Origin of the sequence: Williamsia muralis (genome assembly GCF_051487485.1) — a bacterium.
GTDB classification, from domain to species: domain Bacteria; phylum Actinomycetota; class Actinomycetes; order Mycobacteriales; family Mycobacteriaceae; genus Williamsia; species Williamsia muralis_B.
The window spans coordinates 480,938-496,897 of sequence record NZ_JAHVCV010000005.1 but is presented as its reverse complement, the minus strand read 5'-3'; the positions used below and the strand labels follow the sequence as shown (position 1 = coordinate 496,897).

The window sequence follows — 15,960 nt, the reverse complement described above, 5'->3', positions numbered from 1 at the left end:
ATTGGCCAGGTGCACTGGGACCCGCTGCCTTCGCGCTGCGGATCGTCGATCTCCCGGTGAATCCGTGACAACACCCCCGCCGCCGTCGCTGACCGTTCGGGTAGCCCCGTTCGAGTACGGATGCTGCCGCACACCACCCGAGGTGGGCGCCACCATCGCCGGTACCCTGACCGCCCACCCAACCTCACATCACCAATCCCCTGTCTCCGTAGCAGATTGGGACCGTACGCGAGACCTGATCGTCGTGCACGGCGGCCTCGCGCGGTGGGACCCGAGCTATGGCGACCCCCACAAGCAGCCTGTCGGCATCTGGTTGTCTTGGCACCGCGACGGTCAACCCGGTGTCGAAGTAACAGCGACCATCGACAAGCTGAGCCAAATCTATCTCGGTTCGCCAGCCGACCCGACCGCCGCAGAAACCCTCGTCCCGGCCGCGCGAGTCGACAAGTTCCCCGAGCCACTGCGCATCCCCGACGGGGTATGCGAACCCGGCGGTGCCGTCGTCACGCTGACCGACCTGCTGCTCGTTGCACCGACAGTGGAGCAGGTCGCGGAATTCCGTGTGCAGCAAAAGCGCGCGCGGCGCACCATTCACATCACAGCTCCCCCAATAGCGTTCGGACCCACCATCCCTCGCGTTGGTGATCGCATCACCGTCGACCTCGACGATCCGACCGCCACCATCAGCAACGGGCCACCCGAGGCGCGCGGTGTCGTCACCGGCGTCGCAACACAGGTGAGCCAAGCGGTTCAGAATGGAGGGCTCGGCCTCGTCGGGCTCACCGCCTATATCGACGCCGGCGCCGGCGTTCCCGCCGCCGACGTCGACCGGCACCTGTTCGTCGTCCTGGTGCTCGACGAGCCACTATGACTCAGCTGTGGCTCCTGGAGGACCTCGAACCGTTCCCTGACCGACCCGAACCCGGCGAGCTGTTTACGCCCACGACCTTCTGGGTCGACACCCGCACCGCCATCCTCGATAACCAACTACTACCCGCGGCGGTGTGCTCCCACGTGCCAGCTGTCATCAGCCGGGCCAGCGACAACGGTCACGTGGAATGGGTCGCCGACCTCGGCGACGGATTCACCACCATGCTCCCCGGCGACCACACCGCAGGCGAGGCGCTCCTGCATGGTTGTCTGATGTGGGATCGCTACCTGTGGCTGACCTACCGCACCGAATCGACCGGCCAACTCCGCCTCGTCGACCGCGCCGGACACATCATCCAGCGCCGACACCTCACACCCACCCCACTACCCGGATGGTTCGACATCCACTACAGCGGGTCGCCGCTCTACACCCCCGCCGGCGACATCCCCGCAGAACACGACATCCGATTCAACGCTCTCACCGTCGACACCAAAGCCACCCACCGCTAGACATAATATCTATTATCGGCGTAACAAATTGTCGCGCAACGCATTTCGCTACCAGTGACGAAATGCAGAGCCCACGACGATGGATTCAATTTTGCTTACGGCGCCAGGTACGGGTGCCCGGACCGCACTCAATGGGCTCGGTTGTATGCCTCGATGATGTTCTGGGACAGGCGTCCACGCATTCCCACGCCGTTGCAATGGTTAGCCAAGGCCCAGGAACGCACATCGCCGACCGTAGCTCGTGCCGACGTAACCGTGTTCGTGGGAGCGGCAACCCCGCCGCCAGCCGCCGAACCTCGTCCCATGTCGATCCGAACCGACTTGTCCAACAACACTCCCACAGATATGTGCCCAGCCTCGATTCGCTCGAGATTGATTGTGCTGGTATCAAAGTGCTACTACCTCCAGGGGTTGCCCGCTCTAGCAAGTTCTACAGGCAAGTTCGAGAAGACGGGCATCCCGGTGATCGAATCGATGTCTTCGGCGCTGGTGAGCTGGTTGACGTTGAAGCTGCCCTCAAAGCCGTGCGGCACCGAAACGGCACCGGACACAAGGGTGGGATCGATCTTCACGGGGCCCTTGAGTTGTCCGTGCCTGCTTCGAATGACCGCGATGTCCCCGTCGCCCAGGCCTCGTTTGGCGGCGTCGTCGGGATTGACGTAGATGCACCCGGTGTCGGGACTGGCCGATTTGCGGGAATTGAGGTGCTGCTTCTGCCGTCGCGAGATCAGTACCAGCTCGGATGGGGGTGCCAGCGCTGCAAGCTGAGCCACGAGCGGGCCTGGTGCCAGTCGCCAGCCCCCGAACTCGTCGGCTCGTGACTGCAGCCAGCCAAATGGCCGCGGCCCCGCCACCGTATAATTCGCTTCGCCGCTGCTGTCGATGGGCGTCCGCGCGCCCAGCGCGAGTAGCGCCACCACGTCGTCGTCGGTGGCGGTGTCTGGGTTCACTCCGGGGAAGAAGTCCTGACTCATCCGCTTTCCGATTTGGGTCAGGATCCACCAGTAGGACCGGACGTCACCTCGCGGCGCTACCACCGCGGGGGTGAACTGCGCACCGAGCTCGGGGAACGAAAGGTCTGTACCCAGCGACACATCGGGACGCTCCAGCTGATCCTTGGCGGGCAACACGTGAGTGGACAGCGCCGTCGTCGCGTTGTCGACGATCTCGACCGTGACCAGGACCTCGAGTTGTCGCAGCGCGTCGGTGATCCGCTCGGTTCCCGGCATGCAGGTGACCAGGTTGCCGCTGAGATTGATCAGCGCGCGCAGGTTACCACTCTCGATCTCGTCCGGCATTGCCGAGCAAGGGTATTCGCCTGCGACCGAGCGCAGGTCGGGGCGGCTCGCGGGTCCGGGCCCGCGGAACCCCTCCTCCGGGGCAGTCGGGATGCGGCGGTTGTCGAGCTGGGTGAGCATGCCGGGATTCGACCAGGCGCCGCCCTCGCGGTCGAGTGACCCGGTGACGATCATCAGCGCCCAGGTCATCCACGCGGTCACGTTGGCCGCAGGCGACATTGACACGCCGGTGCCCGACTCGACGCTGACCCTGCCGGCGCGCCGTACTGCGGCCAGGAACTCTTCCAGGCCCTTGGTCGCGATGCCGCTGATCGCCGCCGCCCGGGCGCACGTAAAGCCCTCGACGGCCGCTGCCAGCGCCTCGACGTCCTGCGCGTGCCGGTCGAGGTATTCGCGATCGGCGCCATCGCGCAGCAGCTCGCGCACCAGGTAGGCCAGCACCGCGTAGTCGGTCCCCGGCCTGGTCTGCAGGTGTCGCGTCGCCTTGACCGCGGTCTCCGAGCGGCACGGGTCGAGCACCCACACCTGCCCCTCAGTGGTGAACTCCCGCATCCGCACGGCCGGGCTGTTCAGCATCGCGGTGTGTCCATGTGAGACAAGGGGATTGGTGCCGACGTAAATCGTCATTCGGCAGCGGCCGAAGTCCGGACGCGGCAAAGCGGCAAAGCCGCCGATCATCTCGCCCACGAGTATCTTGGATACGGTGTCGATCGTCATGTCGCTGTAGTAGGAGCGAGTGCGAAGTGCCTTGCGCATCAGCTGCGCGGTCGCGTAGGCGGCACTGTCGAGGTACCCGCCGCCGCCGAGGAAGATGCCGACGGCGTCCGGTCCGGCCTCGTCGATGATGGCGCGCAGCTTGGCAGCGACGTCGTCAAGCGCTTCATCCCACGAAACCCGCTCCATTGCAACGCCGTTGCGTATCTTCGGATACAGCAGCCGGTCCTCGCGGTGGTGGCCGTGTCCCATGGCCCGGCCCTTGGAGCAGGTGTAGCCGCGCGAGAGTGGGTTATCGGCGTCGCCGCGGACGCTGAGCACATGCTCTTCGTCGTCGACCTCGATGAACACCCCACATGCGGATGTGCAGATTCGGCAGAAGGACTTTCGGATCATGCGGTCACCTCGTCGGTGCACCGTCTGTGGCGTGCTCCGGACTCGGGTGCGAGAAGCGCTGCAATCGCGGGAAGTTCAGCGTAGGTGACGATGCCGGGCGGCGCCGCGCACACCGCCGGAATGGCGTTCACCAATGGTGCGGCGGTGATCCGTAGGCCAATGTTGCGCATGCGTTGCGTTGACCAATCGGCGAGATCTGCATCGGTGGGCAGCAGGTCGATCTTCATGCGCACGTTCGGGTCGCCAGAAATGTCGATGACGTAGCCGTGTTCTATGTGCCATGCTGGCTCCAGCAGCGGCGTGGCGGCCCATCGCTGCTTGACACAAACCACCTCCTGGCCAGCCTGATGTCCGCTCCATCTGACCTCGATACCGCCGACATGGCCGTCGCGAATCAGGACGCCGTCTGCGACCACTTCTTCTGTTGCGTGCGCGAACTCGACCGAACAGGAAATCTCGTCGAGTTCGACGCGCAGCATGCGCGCTAACACGTCAACCGCTTCGGCGAACACCGCCGTCCCGGCGCGTACGTCCTCCACGTGGCCGGGCGCGTTCTTGGGTCGACCCCATCCGACCCCAGCGAAGTTGGCATCTCCGATGAACTCGGAGACGTCAACGGACTCCACTACTGTTGCTCTGCGCACGTCCGTGGAGACACCGCTGGCCACCGCGGCGGCAAGCTGCACGAACCCCGGGTTCATTCCGCTGCCGAAAATGCTCGAGCCACCGCCGAGCGCAGCAGAGTTGAGCGCTGCACGGTCATTGCTGGACAGATTGACGCCTGTCAGGAATTCCGCGCTGGTGACGACATTGACACCGGCTCGTAGTATGCGTTGCACCTCAGCAAGGTTGAAGTGCAGGGGCGTGTACACCACGCAGTCAGGCCGCAACTCGACTAAGGCATCCACGTCGGCGGTAGCCCAGACGCCCAGGTCCGTTCCCAGACTGCACAGCGCGCCCAGGTCGACCCCGACTTTCTCGGGCGAGCGGGCGTATGCGCCGACCACAGCGATATCCGGTCGGCTCGTGAGGGCACGCACGACCTCCGCAGCCACGTTGCCCGTCGTCCATTGCACGACGCGGAGCACTCGCTGCTCAGCCTCAGTCACTGGATTGGCCTTTGTTCGTGCGGAATGCCGTACACGTCGAGCAGGTCGCCGATGACCGCCATCGGCAGTGGTGCGGCGATGTCGCGGATGAAGTCGCATTCTCCGCGTTCGCACACGGCGTCGATCAGCGTGTCACACAGCCGCTCAATCGAGGGCACCTTGTCCATCACCCGTTTGCGGGTGAAGCCGGCGTTGACCAACTTGCGCCGCCACAGATGGGCGGGATCGTCCATCTCGATCATGTACGGCATCCCGGGCTGGTCGGGCCGGATGCCGCCGGTGGACGAGAACAACTCGGGGTTGCGCTCGTTGGTCCGCATCCACCGGTACGCATCGCGAGTGCTGCTGTCTGCGTAGAACGTGCCGTCGGTCAGGTCTACATCTGGCCGTTTCCGCGGTCCGGTGTCAAGTGTCATTGTCGATCCCTGTTCGAGTGGTGAATTGACCTGCTGGGTACTTCGACGAGCGAGGCCGGCAAGCGCACCACGGGCTCGGTACAGTTGGCCTCCTGTCGATCGCCGAAGCAACTGGCTTTCGGGAATGGATTGACGTGTGCTGAAGACATGCGATGCAGTCAGATTGCCCGGATGCCTTCTCCTTTCAGACGCAGCGACCCGATGGCAGGGGTCAGCGGGATGCGCAATGCATCGACAAGGCCGGGTTCGGCAGCGCATACCCACGGGATGGCGTTGATGGCCCGCATGCCAGTCGCGAGCAAGCCGTGATCTGTGGAGTCCTCGTCGTCGTTGAAACCGACCTCGAATTCGGCATCGAAGCTCGGCTCGCCCTCGATGATGACGCGCCACACTCCGTCAATTCCGCCGGCGCGGCTCTTCGGCCAATCCGGGGCGATATCGTCGGCCATCCGGTCGACATGCTCGATGGTGATGGCTTCATGGCCGTCCACCACGCCGATGCAGCGGAACCAGACGCCGCCCACGGTGCCTTCCTCGATGACCCCGGAGAGCGTCTCGAGTCGGCGCGGCGCAGGCGCGAACTTGCAGTCCTCACGAACTTCGTCGAGCTGCACCCCGAACGCTTCAGCGACCATCGTCACCGCCGCACCCCAACCGAATTTGATGACGCCCGGGATCATCACGCCGCCCTGATAGTCCAGCGGTTGACCGAAGCCGAACAACTCGCGCATCTCGTAGATCGTGCTGTCGCGGGAGTAGTCGGTAATCTCCAAGCCGCGAACCGAATACACCCGGTTCGACATCGACGACAGCGCCACCGCGAAAAGATCACATCCGAAGCCAGGCTCGATGCCTGTCGAATAGATCGAGCTGCCGCCTTCGCGGGCGGCATCGACGACCCGCTGCAGCGTCGAGGGCTTCAACGAGCCACGCGGGTAGACCATCCCCGGCACCGACGTCGTCACGATATTCTTACCCGCCCGTAGGATCCTGCAGAAATCCTCGAACGCCTCACGTGGACGGTTGGTCGCCGGCCCGGTGTAGATGATGCAGTCGGCGTCACCGGACAGAATCGCGTCTTTATCTCGGGTTGCGCTGACACCAAGGGGGTCGATCCCGGCGAGCGTGCCGGCGTCCTGACCGTCCTTGGATTCCGAATGGACCCACACTCCAACAAGTTCCAGATTCGGGCGGCCGGCAACCGAGCGAATGGCCAGCTTACCGACCCGGCCGGTCGCCCAGACCACGACTTTGTAGTTCTTATCGATGTTGTCCAATGGATTGGTCATGGTGCACAGCTCCTGCCCAGATGCGGATGATCTCGCCAAGTCAACACCGTTGACCCCATGCCCGTCAACAGTGTTGACCAGATGGGGAGCTGAGGGCAGGATGGGCATTCACTTCGAGTCCTAGGAGGACCACGATGGCGCAGGCAGCCACAAACGCGGCGTCTCGACGCGGTCGGTCCATGACGACCGCCGAAGCGATCAAGCGCTGCGCGGCCCGAAGGTTCTGGCGCGACGGTTACGCCTCAACCTCGGTGCGCGCGATCGCCGCGGACGTCGGCGTCGACCCGGCGTTGGTCATCCGCCACTTTGGATCGAAGGAGGAGTTGTTCCTCGAAACGCTCCCGGTGCGAGGGTTTTGGGACGACGTGTTGGCCGGCCCGTTGGATACGCTCGGTACCCGGCTGGTGGATTTCGTGCTCAGTCGCGCGTCGGGGAAGATGCTGCGGGTGCACACCACGTTGGTGCGGGCGTCCGACAGCCCGGCGGTGCGGGCGCGGCTCTACGAGATCGTGGACTCGTCGTTCATCGAGCTGCTAAGGGAGCGGCTACCCGGGCCGGATCCGGTGCTGCGTGCGAGGTTGATCGCCGCCCAGGTCGGTGGGCTGCTGCAGTCGCTGAGCATGTCCGATGAAGCGTTGCGCGATGACGATCCCGCCGCGGTCGTCGCGGTTTACGGCCAGGCTATCCAGAGCATCGTCGGGGTCTGAAAGATGTCCACCTTTGCACCGTCGGAAAGGCCGATGTGACCGCATCGCCGAGAATGCATCACGTGATCTATGCCGTTGACCGCGAGCGGTTCGAGGCGGCCACTGCGTTCTTTTCCGAAGTCGGATTCACCTTCACCGCCGTCGAATTGGGAGACGTCGGTTTGCAGGTGAGGGTGGATTGGACCGGAGGGGTGGAGCTGATCAGCCCGCTGGACACCGAGGCGGGACGCAGCAGCGCGGTGGCCGAGTTTCTCGCCTCCCGCGGCGACGGCGTCTACTCGGTCGCGATCCGGGTCGCCGACATGGCTGCCGGTGAGCAGGTGGCCGCCCGGTATGGGGCGATCACCCGGTTCCGCCAGCATCGAGACGGTGACGGCTTCGCACTCGACGAATCGGAGATGACGGTACTGGGCCTGCCAATGACGTTGCTGGCCACCGACTTACCCTGAAACTGGCGTCACCACATGGTGCCGCGTAGATGATCGGTCGGCCGTAAATTGTGTGCGGCGAGGATGCCTGCCGGAGCCGCGCAGACCGCGTCGATGGCGTTGACCGCACGCGCTGCTGTGCCGATGACGCCCCCCTGGTTGTGGTCGACGCCTATCCCGATGTGGGTGTTGATCTCGACCCCGGGATCGCCGTCCACGACGACGCGGTGCACGCCAGGCCGCCCGTCAGGCGGGAAGGCCCAGTCCGGCGCGGCGGCATCGGTGAGCCGGTTGACGTGCTCCATGGTGATCACGACGTCACCATTGGCTACGCCCTCGACGCCGAACCGCACCGCGGCGACCTGGGCGGGTTCAACCGTCATCATTGTGCAATCGATGCGTCGCTCGGCGACCCACTTTTCGTGGCGCTCGCGCACCTCGTCGAGTTTGATGCCTAGGTTGTCGGCGAGGGTGCGCACCTGTCCGCCCCACAGCGACGTCAAGACGCCGGGCGCAAATATGATCGGCGTGTGGTCCGGTGTCGTGCCGAATCCGAAACTGACGCCGGTGAATTCGGCGTCGTCGTAGCTGCCGTAGTCGCAGATCTCCTGCACGGTCACCGCGGTGGCCCGCGTGGACAGGCTCAGCGCCGCATGCGCCAAGGTGTCCCCGGAAAAGCCGGGGTCGATGCCGTTTACGTACAACGTGGAGTCGCCCTGCTTGCAGGCCTGCTCCAGCGGCTGGCGCAGCCAGGCATCGGCATGCTGGGGCGCGACCATCCAAACCAGCGAGGTGCCCACCACGTTGACGCCCGCGTTCAGGAACCGAGTCAGTTCATCGACGGCCTCCTGTGGCCGGGTTTCGGCTTGGGTGGTGTAGACGACGCAGTCCGCGTCCAGCGCCAGTAGCGCGTCGAGATCGTCGGTCGCGGTTATGCCGGTCGGTGCGGTCAGCCCGCACAGTTCGGCGGCGTCGCGCCCGATCTTGTCGGTTCCGTTGGCGTGCACGCCGACCAGTTCGAGATCGGGCCGGCCGATCAGCGCGCGCAGGGCATGCTCGCCGACGTTGCCGGTGGAGAATTGAATCACTCTGCGTTTCATCAGAATCGTCCCTTCAGAGCAGATCGGTGATTGTCTTCAAACCGGCTTCGTAGAGCACGCCGGGCATCATGCCGCCATCGATCTCGATCGTGGTGCCGTTGATGAAATCGGCCCCGCCACCGGCGAGGAACACACAGGTGCGCCCGACCTCCGCAGGCTCACCTCCTCGCTGTAGCGGGATTCTGGCGAAGTATCCGGCGCCGGTGGGATCGTCGTTGGGCAGCACGAACGAGCGGAAGTTCTCGGTGATGTGTGGCCCAAGAGCGATCGCGTTGACGCGCGCGTGCGGTCCCCATTCCTCGGCCAGTGACCGGGTGAGATGGTTCAGGCCGGACTTGGCCGCGCCATAGGACACCAGCGTCGGCGAGCCGGCCGGGTGCGAGGCGCCGCTGGAGATGTTGATGATGCAACCGGTGCCATCTTGGCGCCGCATCTGCCGATATACCCTGATGGCGAACCACAGCGGGCTGGTGAGGTTCATCTGGATGGCGAACGCGTGGAACAGCACAGTGCGTTCGTAGTCATCGTCGCTGCGCGGCGCGCCCTGCATCTTCTGCACGAGTTCGGGAATGTCTTCGGCGTGTGGCGCGGGTACTGTCCCGCCGGCGTTGTTGACCAGGATGTCGATGCGGCCGTAGGTGTCGGCCACCTGTTGCACCATGGCATCGATCGCGTGGTGGTCGCCCTGGTCGCACACCAGCTGCGCCGAGCGGTCCGCCCAATTTGGATGTTCGTCGGTACCGGGGATGGTGTCGAGCGGCTTGCGCGAGCAGCCGACGACGGTGGCGCCCGCTCGCAACAGTTCGTGGGCGATGCCGACCCCGACGCCGCGGCTGGTGCCGGTGACGATCGCAATCTTTCCGTCAAGTGAACCCATCGGTGTCTCTTTTCTCTGCTCAGAAGGCGCGAATGCCGTCGCGGTGCGGTCGCATGCCGCCTACCGCTGGGGTAAGTGGAAGGTGTAGGGCGTCGACGATGCCTGGGTCGGTCTCACACGCCCACGGGATCGCGTTGAGCGCCCGCATTCCCGTCGCTAAACAGCCCTTGGTTACTGGTGTTTTCGCCGGGCCGAAACCCGACCTGGAACTCGGCGTCGAAGCTGGGTTCGCCGTCGATGATGACCCGCCAGATGCCGTCGGTGCCGCCGTCACGACCTTTGGGCCAGTCCGGCGCGAAGTCGTCGGCCATCCGGTCGATATGCTCGATGGTGATCGCTTCAACGCCGTCGACGACGCCGATGCAGCGCGTCCACACCGCTCCGACTTTGCCCTCCTCGACGACCCCGGACGCCGCGTCGATGCGTCGTGTCGCCGGTGCAAACTCACACGATTCCCGGATCTCGTCGAGCGTGACGCCCATGGCGTCGGCCACCATGGTCACCGCTGCGCCCCACCCGAACCTCAACGCACCCGGAGTGCGAAGTCCCCCTTGATAATCCAGCGGTATGCCGAACCCAAAGGTGTCGCGCACATCGAAGGCGACTGGATACTCCGAATAGTTGGTGATCTCGAGACCCCGGATGGAGTACACGGTGTGTGACATCGTCGTCAGCGCGATCGGCAGTAGGTCACAGCCGAATCCTGGCTCCACGCCCGAGGAGAACAACGAACTTGCTCCGGCAAGCGCGGCTTCGCGCAGCGGGCCGATAGCGAGCCACGCTCGTAGACCAAGCCCGGAATCGACGTAGTGACCAGGTTCTTGCCCGCCCGCAGGATCCGGCAGAAGTCGTCGCGGGCCTCTTTGGGCCGCGACGTGCCGGTCCCCACGTACATCACACAATCGGCGTCCGACGCCAACAGCGCCTCGGCGTCGCGGGTGGCGGCGATACCGATTGGATCCAGACCGGCCAACGTGCCGGCGTCCTGGCCGTCCTTTGTTTCCGAATGCACCCACACTCCCGCCAATTCCAGATTGGGCCGGTCGAGGATTGTGCGGATGGCGAACCGTCCTATGGTGCCGGTGGCCCACAGGATCACCTTGTACCGCTTGCCGTTTGCCAACGGATCGCCCACGGTTTCTCCTTCGCATCGACGCGGAAGCCGACCGACGCTGCGGCGCCGACCACCATTTCCAGAACCATAAAGCTATTAATGTTTTGGTGTCAATAGCTTCTCGGGCCGCGACCGGTGTGGTCCCCTTAGCGGCATGGCTCCCCGAATTGCTCCACGCCGACCCGCGCACGGTAACCAGGCACGCGCTGAGCGCACCCGTGCTCTGGCCATCGACGAGACCGTGCGGTGCGTGCTGGAGGAAGGGTTTGCTGCTGCTAGCGCCAAACACATCGCCGAGCGGGCCGGAATGACCTGGGGTGTCATCCAGTATCACTTCGGCGATCGCGATGGCCTGCTGATGGCCGTCGCCGACCAGGGCTTCGCCGATCTGTTGGCCACGCTTCGGACGCTGCCGCCGCCCGCCGCGGAGACCGACACCAGACAACGGGTGGAACAGGTGGTGAATGCGGCATGGGAGGCGATGTCAAGCGCTACGTCACGGGCGGCGATCGAAATCCTGATCGGAACCCGCGCCACGCGGGGAACCGCAGCCGCCAAGCATCTCAATCGTCTTGCAAAGACGTTCGCGGAGTTGGGTAGTACGGTGGGAGCGGACCTCGATGCCACGCAGAGCGTCGCCATTGGCGACCTCCTGCTGAGCAACCTCCGCGGACTGGTCGCGACCCAACTGATCATGGCCCGACCCGTCGATACCGCCAGCGACAGAGCCATACTCGCCGACGTCATCAGTAGTTACATCGATAAGGACCGTTGACGGAATGCGTTCTACGGGCGCCGGGCCTTTCCAATTTGGCGACCTGACCCGCCGCCGCGAACTTCCTACCCCGCGGACTCGCGGGCGGACCCGTGGCTGTCGAATCCACGGAGAAGCTCACCCTGATACCCGACGAGAAGATCGGTACCCAGGAGAAGAAAGAAGCAGAACTCGCGAAACCGGTCAACACCGAGACTGTGGCACTGCGGGCACCCATGGCGTTCAAGATCCTCTCCTGCACAGACAGTTTCGCCGTCGTCGAGCTCGCTCAGATCCGCGATGTCGACGACGCCGGTAGACGGATGCAGAACCCGACCTACACAGGACTGCGCCTGAATATGGCGTGGGATGGGGGTACCTGGAAGGTCAGCAAACTCGACGGTGCCACTACTGGCGGCCCGTACACCTCACTCGATGGTTTCACCCGGTGGGCACTGTGACTCGCACAGCGGCCTACGCCGCCCGCGCTGTCGTCATCGCACTGCTCTCACTGATCGCGGTCGTCGGGGCCAGCGGACTCGCCCACGCCCAAGATCCGACACCGGCACCCACACCGAATCTGACCGAGCAGATCAACCCCGACGCCGACGGCAACGACTTTCAGCAACAACGCCGCGAGTGCGTTGCCGAAGGCTCGCCGGTCCTCGGTGACGGTTGGCTCAACGACGCACTCGAGGGAACCGCGGTGGGCGGCTTCATGGACGAGGCACTGTGCCTTGACAACGCGTTCACCGATCACCCCGGCGACGCGTTCTCCACCGCTGTCGACTCCACACTCTCGACATTCTGGGGTGACCCGGTCGGAGACTTCGCCAAATCGGTCATGGAAGGCAACACCCAAGCATTCCGGTCGGTGATGACCTTCTGGATGTCCTCCGGCATCCCCGGCCTCGCCGCCGAGAACGCCATGTCCGGGCTCCGCAACATCATCTCCGCATTCACCGTCGTCGCCTTGTTCGCCTCAATCGTCATCGCGATGACCAAACTCGCCATCGCCCGCAAACAAGCAGTCATGGAGGGAGCCACCGAGACCGCGAACATGCTGGTCCGCACCGTCATCACCGTCTCACTGCTCCCGATCCTGGTGCTGATGTTCCACCAGGGCGGGGACATCGCCTCCTCCTACGCTTTGGAGAAGTTCGTCGGCGGCAATCTCGACGAGAAGATCACTGCCATCACGGCCTTCGACGACAAGACCGGCCTTGGCCCGATCCTCGCGCTCGCCTGCGCCGGGTTCGCCTTCCTCGGCTCCGTCGCGCAATTGATCGCACTGTTGATCCGCGAAGCGGTGCTGTGCGTCGTCGTCGCCGTCATCCCCATTGCCGCCGCTGCGTCGGCGACCGGCACCGGACGTAGCTCCTACAAGTCGATGATCGCCTTTACCCTCGGCGCGTTGCTGTTCAAGCCCGTCGCGACGCTGTTGTACCTGTTCGCGTTCTGGGCGTCCTCGGCGTCGAGCTCGGATCAGATCGCCACGACGACGAATAGAGCGAGTCGAAGGGTGGCGGATGACCGCTCAGGACCTGACGACGCATGTCGGCGGAAGTCTCTCCTGAGCCGGGAACCTGAGCCGGGAACCAGGCCACGGCGTGCACCTCTACCTCCCGACCTGACCCAACAAACTACCGCTAGATTACGGTCACGGAGATCGTCGGTTTGTCGCCGTGCGGCGCGCCCGTCCGGTCGAGGTAGTCCCACATGTCATCGATCATCGGCTGCATGAGCAGCTGCCCCAGCTGACGAACCATCAGCCCGATGACCTGTGATGACTCGGACCGCCGTGTCAAGGTCTTGCCCGAATAGCGGAGTTTGGAGATCTCTCTGCGACTCAGGTCGGTCAGCCGCTCGAGTAACTCGCTCTTTCCCTGCGGATCGAGCACAGCGCGCCGGATGTAGTTCACCACCGTCGGATGCGTCGCGAGCATGTGTCGCACCGCCTCGTCTCGAGCGGCGGCGACCTGCGCCGGGGTGCCCTCGTTCGGTGAAGAGGCGATCGCCAGAGCGTAATAGTCGACGACCAGTTGTTCGACGGCGACGCGTAGCCCGTCCTTGGTCTTGAAGTGGTGTTGCACCAATCCCACGGCGACCCCGGCGGCAGCGGCGACGGCGCGCATCGAGACGCGGTCCTCGCCGTGCTCGGCGTAGAGGTCGAGTGCGGCGTTGCGGATGCGCGCCTTCGCGGTGAGATCCTCGTCACTAGCGCGGGGGTCGGTCACAGAAATTGCCTCCTATCAGCGAAAAGATCATACACCCTTGACAGGTTCCAATACGTACGCATTAATAGCTATACATTCATATAGTCGAAAGGGGTTGGTGATGCCGCAGTCGAAACCGCTGCAGGGTGTGCACGTGGTGTCGCTCGCGATCAATCTGCCGGGCCCGCTCGCGGCTGCACGTTTGCGGGCGTTGGGCGCGGCGGTGACCAAGATCGAGCCGCCGACGGGCGACCCGCTGCGGGCCGTTGTGCCGAACTGGTACGACGAGCTCGTTGAGGGACAGCGGGTCTTGACGCTCGACCTCAAGGACACCGCCGAGCGGGCGGTCGCCGAGCACACACTGTCGAGCGCGGACCTGCTGCTCACCGCCATGCGTCCCTCGGCGCTGGTCAAACTAGGCCTCGACGATCTGGCCGCGGTGTATCCGCGGCTGTCGCATATCGAGATCGTCGGTCATGACGGCGCGGCAGCGGAGCAACCCGGCCACGACCTGACCTATCAGGCCGTGCACGGCACGCTGGTGCCGCCGGCGATGCCTACCGTCCCGGTGGCCGACCTCCTCGGCGCCGAGCGCGCCGTGTCCGCTGCGCTGCTCGCCCTGCGCACCACTGTGGAATCAGGTGCGGGACACCATGAGCGAGTCGTCCTCGAACAGGCGGCCGCCGATGCCGGCGCCGCCGTCCGACACGGTCTGATGGGTGCGGGTGCGCCGCTCGGCGGGGCGCATCCGGGCTACCGGATCTACTCCAGCTCAGACGGCCACGTCGCCTTGGCCGCGCTCGAGCCGCACTTCTGGGAGCGCACTCGCGACGGTCTCGGCGTGGACGGCACCCAGGAAGAACTAGAACGGACGTTTCTGTCCAGGTCGACGCGCGAGTGGGAAGAGGTCGCCGAGCGTCTCGACATTCCCCTGATCGGAATCCGCAATTCAGCACAACCTAATCCAATACAAGGAGCCTTGCAATGAGCGTTCGTGACGCCGTGATCGTCGGCGCAGTCCGTACCCCGGTCGGTCGTCGCGGAGGGGTGCTCAGAGCATGGCATCCGGTGGATCTGCTCGGGCACACCCTGCGGGAGCTTGTCACGAAGACCGGAGTCGACCCCGCCGCGATCGAAGATGTGATCACCGGCTGCGTCATTCAACATGACCTGCAGTCGGGCAATCTCGGTCGCCACGCGGCGCTCGCCGCGGGGCTGCCCGAGTCGGTCCCGGCGGTGACGATTGACCGGCAGTGCGGTTCCGGTCAGCAGGCGGTGAGCTTCGCCGCCCAAGCGGTGATGGCGGGCTCCCACGACCTGGTGATCGCCTGCGGCGTCGAGTCGATGTCGCGGGTGCCGATGCCGCCGGCGTTTCTGCCCGGCGCACCGCTCGGACCGCAGTACAGCCCGCGGGAACTCGATCGCTACGACGGTGGGCTGATGGCGCAGGGCCCTTCGTCGGAGCTGATGAACGAGAAGTTCGACCTCAGCCGGGAAGCGTTGGACGCCTTCAGTGCTCGCAGTCACGAGCGGGCATACGCCGCGACGCAGGCAGGAAAGTTCCGCGACCAGTTGGTGCCGATCACCGCCGATCCCGCCGACTCGGACGGTCCGGTCATCGACTCGGACGAAGGCATCCGTGAGCACATCGATCCCGCCAAGATGGCGAGCCTGAAGGCCGTCTTCGGTGCCGGCGGGCGAACCACCGCGGCTAACTCCTCGCAGATCAGCGACGGTGCGGCCGCGCTGCTGATCGCCGACCGCGCGTACGCCGAGCGCAACGGCCTCATCCCACGGGCCCGTTTTCGGGCGCTGTCGGTGGCCGCCGCCGACCCGATCATCCAGTTCACCGCGATCCTCGACGCCACCCACAAGGCACTCGAGCGAAGCGGGTTGACCGTCGGCGACATCGATCTGTTCGAGGTCAACGAGGCGTTCGCCGGTGTGCCGCTGATGTTCCAGCAGGAATTCGGCGTTTCCGACGAGAAGCTGAACATCAACGGCGGGTCTGTCGCGCTCGGGCACCCGCTGGGCTCGACCGGGGCTCGCATGCTTACCGATCTGCTGTGCGAACTGGAGCGCAGCAACAAGTCGCTCGGCCTGCAGACCATCTGTGAGGCCACCGGCACCGCGAACACCACCATCATCGAACGCATCTGAGG

The 15,960-nt window shown here is 64.8% G+C and carries 18 protein-coding genes and 1 pseudogene; 9 read left to right on the top strand and 10 right to left on the bottom strand.

The annotated features are described in order from the left end of the window. The first annotated feature begins 64 nt into the window (after positions 1 to 64). On the top strand, positions 65 to 871 hold the full coding sequence (locus KXR83_RS16605) for a hypothetical protein (RefSeq protein ID WP_437425733.1): 807 nt from the start codon (positions 65 to 67) through the stop codon (positions 869 to 871). Further along, positions 868 to 1,380 carry a hypothetical protein gene (locus KXR83_RS16600; RefSeq protein ID WP_437425732.1) on the top strand — a complete coding sequence of 171 codons (513 nt, stop codon included), beginning with the start codon at positions 868 to 870 and terminating at the stop codon, positions 1,378 to 1,380. Before KXR83_RS16605 ends, KXR83_RS16600 begins: the two co-directional genes overlap by 4 nt. 128 nt (positions 1,381 to 1,508) lie before the next feature. Here KXR83_RS16600 and KXR83_RS16595 read toward each other — a convergent pair whose 3' ends face one another. The 5 genes and pseudogenes from KXR83_RS16595 to KXR83_RS16575 all read right to left on the bottom strand — a co-directional run bounded on the left by KXR83_RS16595 (position 1,509) and on the right by KXR83_RS16575 (position 6,710). Further along, the gene (locus KXR83_RS16595) at positions 1,509 to 1,685 is read right to left on the bottom strand and encodes an Lsr2 family DNA-binding protein (protein WP_437425864.1); all 177 of its coding nucleotides are present in this window, start codon (positions 1,683 to 1,685) and stop codon (positions 1,509 to 1,511) included. Positions 1,686 to 1,778: 93 nt separating this feature from the next. After that, positions 1,779 to 3,788 carry a molybdopterin-containing oxidoreductase family protein gene (locus tag KXR83_RS16590; protein WP_437425731.1) on the bottom strand — a complete coding sequence of 670 codons (2,010 nt, stop codon included), beginning with the start codon at positions 3,786 to 3,788 and terminating at the stop codon, positions 1,779 to 1,781. After that, on the bottom strand, positions 3,785 to 4,897 hold the full coding sequence (locus KXR83_RS16585) for a dihydrodipicolinate reductase (protein ID WP_437425730.1): 1,113 nt from the start codon (positions 4,895 to 4,897) through the stop codon (positions 3,785 to 3,787). The genes KXR83_RS16590 and KXR83_RS16585 overlap by 4 nt, the downstream gene beginning before the upstream one ends. A 32-nt stretch (positions 4,898 to 4,929) precedes the next feature. Continuing rightward, positions 4,930 to 5,313 (bottom strand): annotated as a pseudogene (locus tag KXR83_RS16580) (cytochrome P450); the annotation flags it as partial. 158 nt (positions 5,314 to 5,471) lie between these two features. Further along, on the bottom strand, positions 5,472 to 6,710 hold the full coding sequence (locus KXR83_RS16575) for an NAD(P)H-dependent amine dehydrogenase family protein (RefSeq protein ID WP_437425729.1): 1,239 nt from the start codon (positions 6,708 to 6,710) through the stop codon (positions 5,472 to 5,474). 71 nt (positions 6,711 to 6,781) lie between these two features. On the opposite strand from KXR83_RS16575, the gene KXR83_RS16570 reads away from it, so the two are divergent. Further along, entirely contained in the window at positions 6,782 to 7,309 is a 528-nt protein-coding gene (locus KXR83_RS16570) for a TetR family transcriptional regulator (RefSeq protein WP_437425728.1), read from the top strand. A gap of 53 nt (positions 7,310 to 7,362) precedes the next feature. Next, positions 7,363 to 7,758 (top strand): hypothetical protein, encoded by a 396-nt coding sequence (locus KXR83_RS16565; RefSeq protein WP_437425863.1) that lies wholly within the window; start codon positions 7,363 to 7,365, stop codon positions 7,756 to 7,758. An 8-nt stretch (positions 7,759 to 7,766) separates the two neighbouring features. Here KXR83_RS16565 and KXR83_RS16560 read toward each other — a convergent pair whose 3' ends face one another. The 4 genes from KXR83_RS16560 to KXR83_RS16545 form a co-directional block, all read right to left on the bottom strand. Next, positions 7,767 to 8,837 carry an NAD(P)H-dependent amine dehydrogenase family protein gene (locus tag KXR83_RS16560; RefSeq protein WP_437425727.1) on the bottom strand — a complete coding sequence of 357 codons (1,071 nt, stop codon included), beginning with the start codon at positions 8,835 to 8,837 and terminating at the stop codon, positions 7,767 to 7,769. Positions 8,838 to 8,850: 13 nt separating this feature from the next. Continuing rightward, complete coding sequence (locus KXR83_RS16555) at positions 8,851 to 9,714, bottom strand: SDR family NAD(P)-dependent oxidoreductase (protein WP_437425726.1); 864 nt, start codon at positions 9,712 to 9,714, stop codon at positions 8,851 to 8,853. Positions 9,715 to 9,827: 113 nt separating this feature from the next. Beyond that, complete coding sequence (locus KXR83_RS16550) at positions 9,828 to 10,379, bottom strand: hypothetical protein (protein WP_437425725.1); 552 nt, start codon at positions 10,377 to 10,379, stop codon at positions 9,828 to 9,830. A gap of 5 nt (positions 10,380 to 10,384) precedes the next feature. Continuing rightward, positions 10,385 to 10,849, bottom strand: a complete 465-nt coding sequence (locus KXR83_RS16545) for a hypothetical protein (RefSeq protein ID WP_437425724.1) — start codon at positions 10,847 to 10,849, stop codon at positions 10,385 to 10,387. A 133-nt stretch (positions 10,850 to 10,982) separates the two neighbouring features. Between KXR83_RS16545 and KXR83_RS16540 the strand changes: the two genes are divergently transcribed. The 3 genes from KXR83_RS16540 (at position 10,983) to KXR83_RS16530 (ending at position 13,326) form a co-directional block, all read left to right on the top strand. Further along, on the top strand, positions 10,983 to 11,603 hold the full coding sequence (locus KXR83_RS16540; RefSeq protein WP_437425723.1) for a TetR/AcrR family transcriptional regulator: 621 nt from the start codon (positions 10,983 to 10,985) through the stop codon (positions 11,601 to 11,603). A 92-nt stretch (positions 11,604 to 11,695) separates the two neighbouring features. Beyond that, complete coding sequence (locus KXR83_RS16535; protein ID WP_437425722.1) at positions 11,696 to 12,043, top strand: hypothetical protein; 348 nt, start codon at positions 11,696 to 11,698, stop codon at positions 12,041 to 12,043. Continuing rightward, positions 12,031 to 13,326, top strand: a complete 1,296-nt coding sequence (locus KXR83_RS16530) for a hypothetical protein (protein WP_437425721.1) — start codon at positions 12,031 to 12,033, stop codon at positions 13,324 to 13,326. The genes KXR83_RS16535 and KXR83_RS16530 overlap by 13 nt, the downstream gene beginning before the upstream one ends. On the opposite strand, the gene KXR83_RS16525 is transcribed toward KXR83_RS16530, so the two are convergent. After that, a complete protein-coding gene (locus tag KXR83_RS16525; RefSeq protein ID WP_437425862.1) occupies positions 13,232 to 13,825 on the bottom strand; it encodes a TetR/AcrR family transcriptional regulator in 594 nt (197 codons plus the stop codon). The two genes, KXR83_RS16530 and KXR83_RS16525, sit on opposite strands and share 95 nt — an antisense overlap. Before the next feature lie 94 nt (positions 13,826 to 13,919). Between KXR83_RS16525 and KXR83_RS16520 the strand changes: the two genes are divergently transcribed. After that, entirely contained in the window at positions 13,920 to 14,786 is an 867-nt protein-coding gene (locus tag KXR83_RS16520) for a CoA transferase (protein ID WP_437425720.1), read from the top strand. Next, a complete protein-coding gene (locus KXR83_RS16515; protein WP_437425719.1) occupies positions 14,783 to 15,958 on the top strand; it encodes a thiolase family protein in 1,176 nt (391 codons plus the stop codon). Before KXR83_RS16520 ends, KXR83_RS16515 begins: the two co-directional genes overlap by 4 nt. The last annotated feature ends 2 nt before the right edge of the window (positions 15,959 to 15,960 follow it).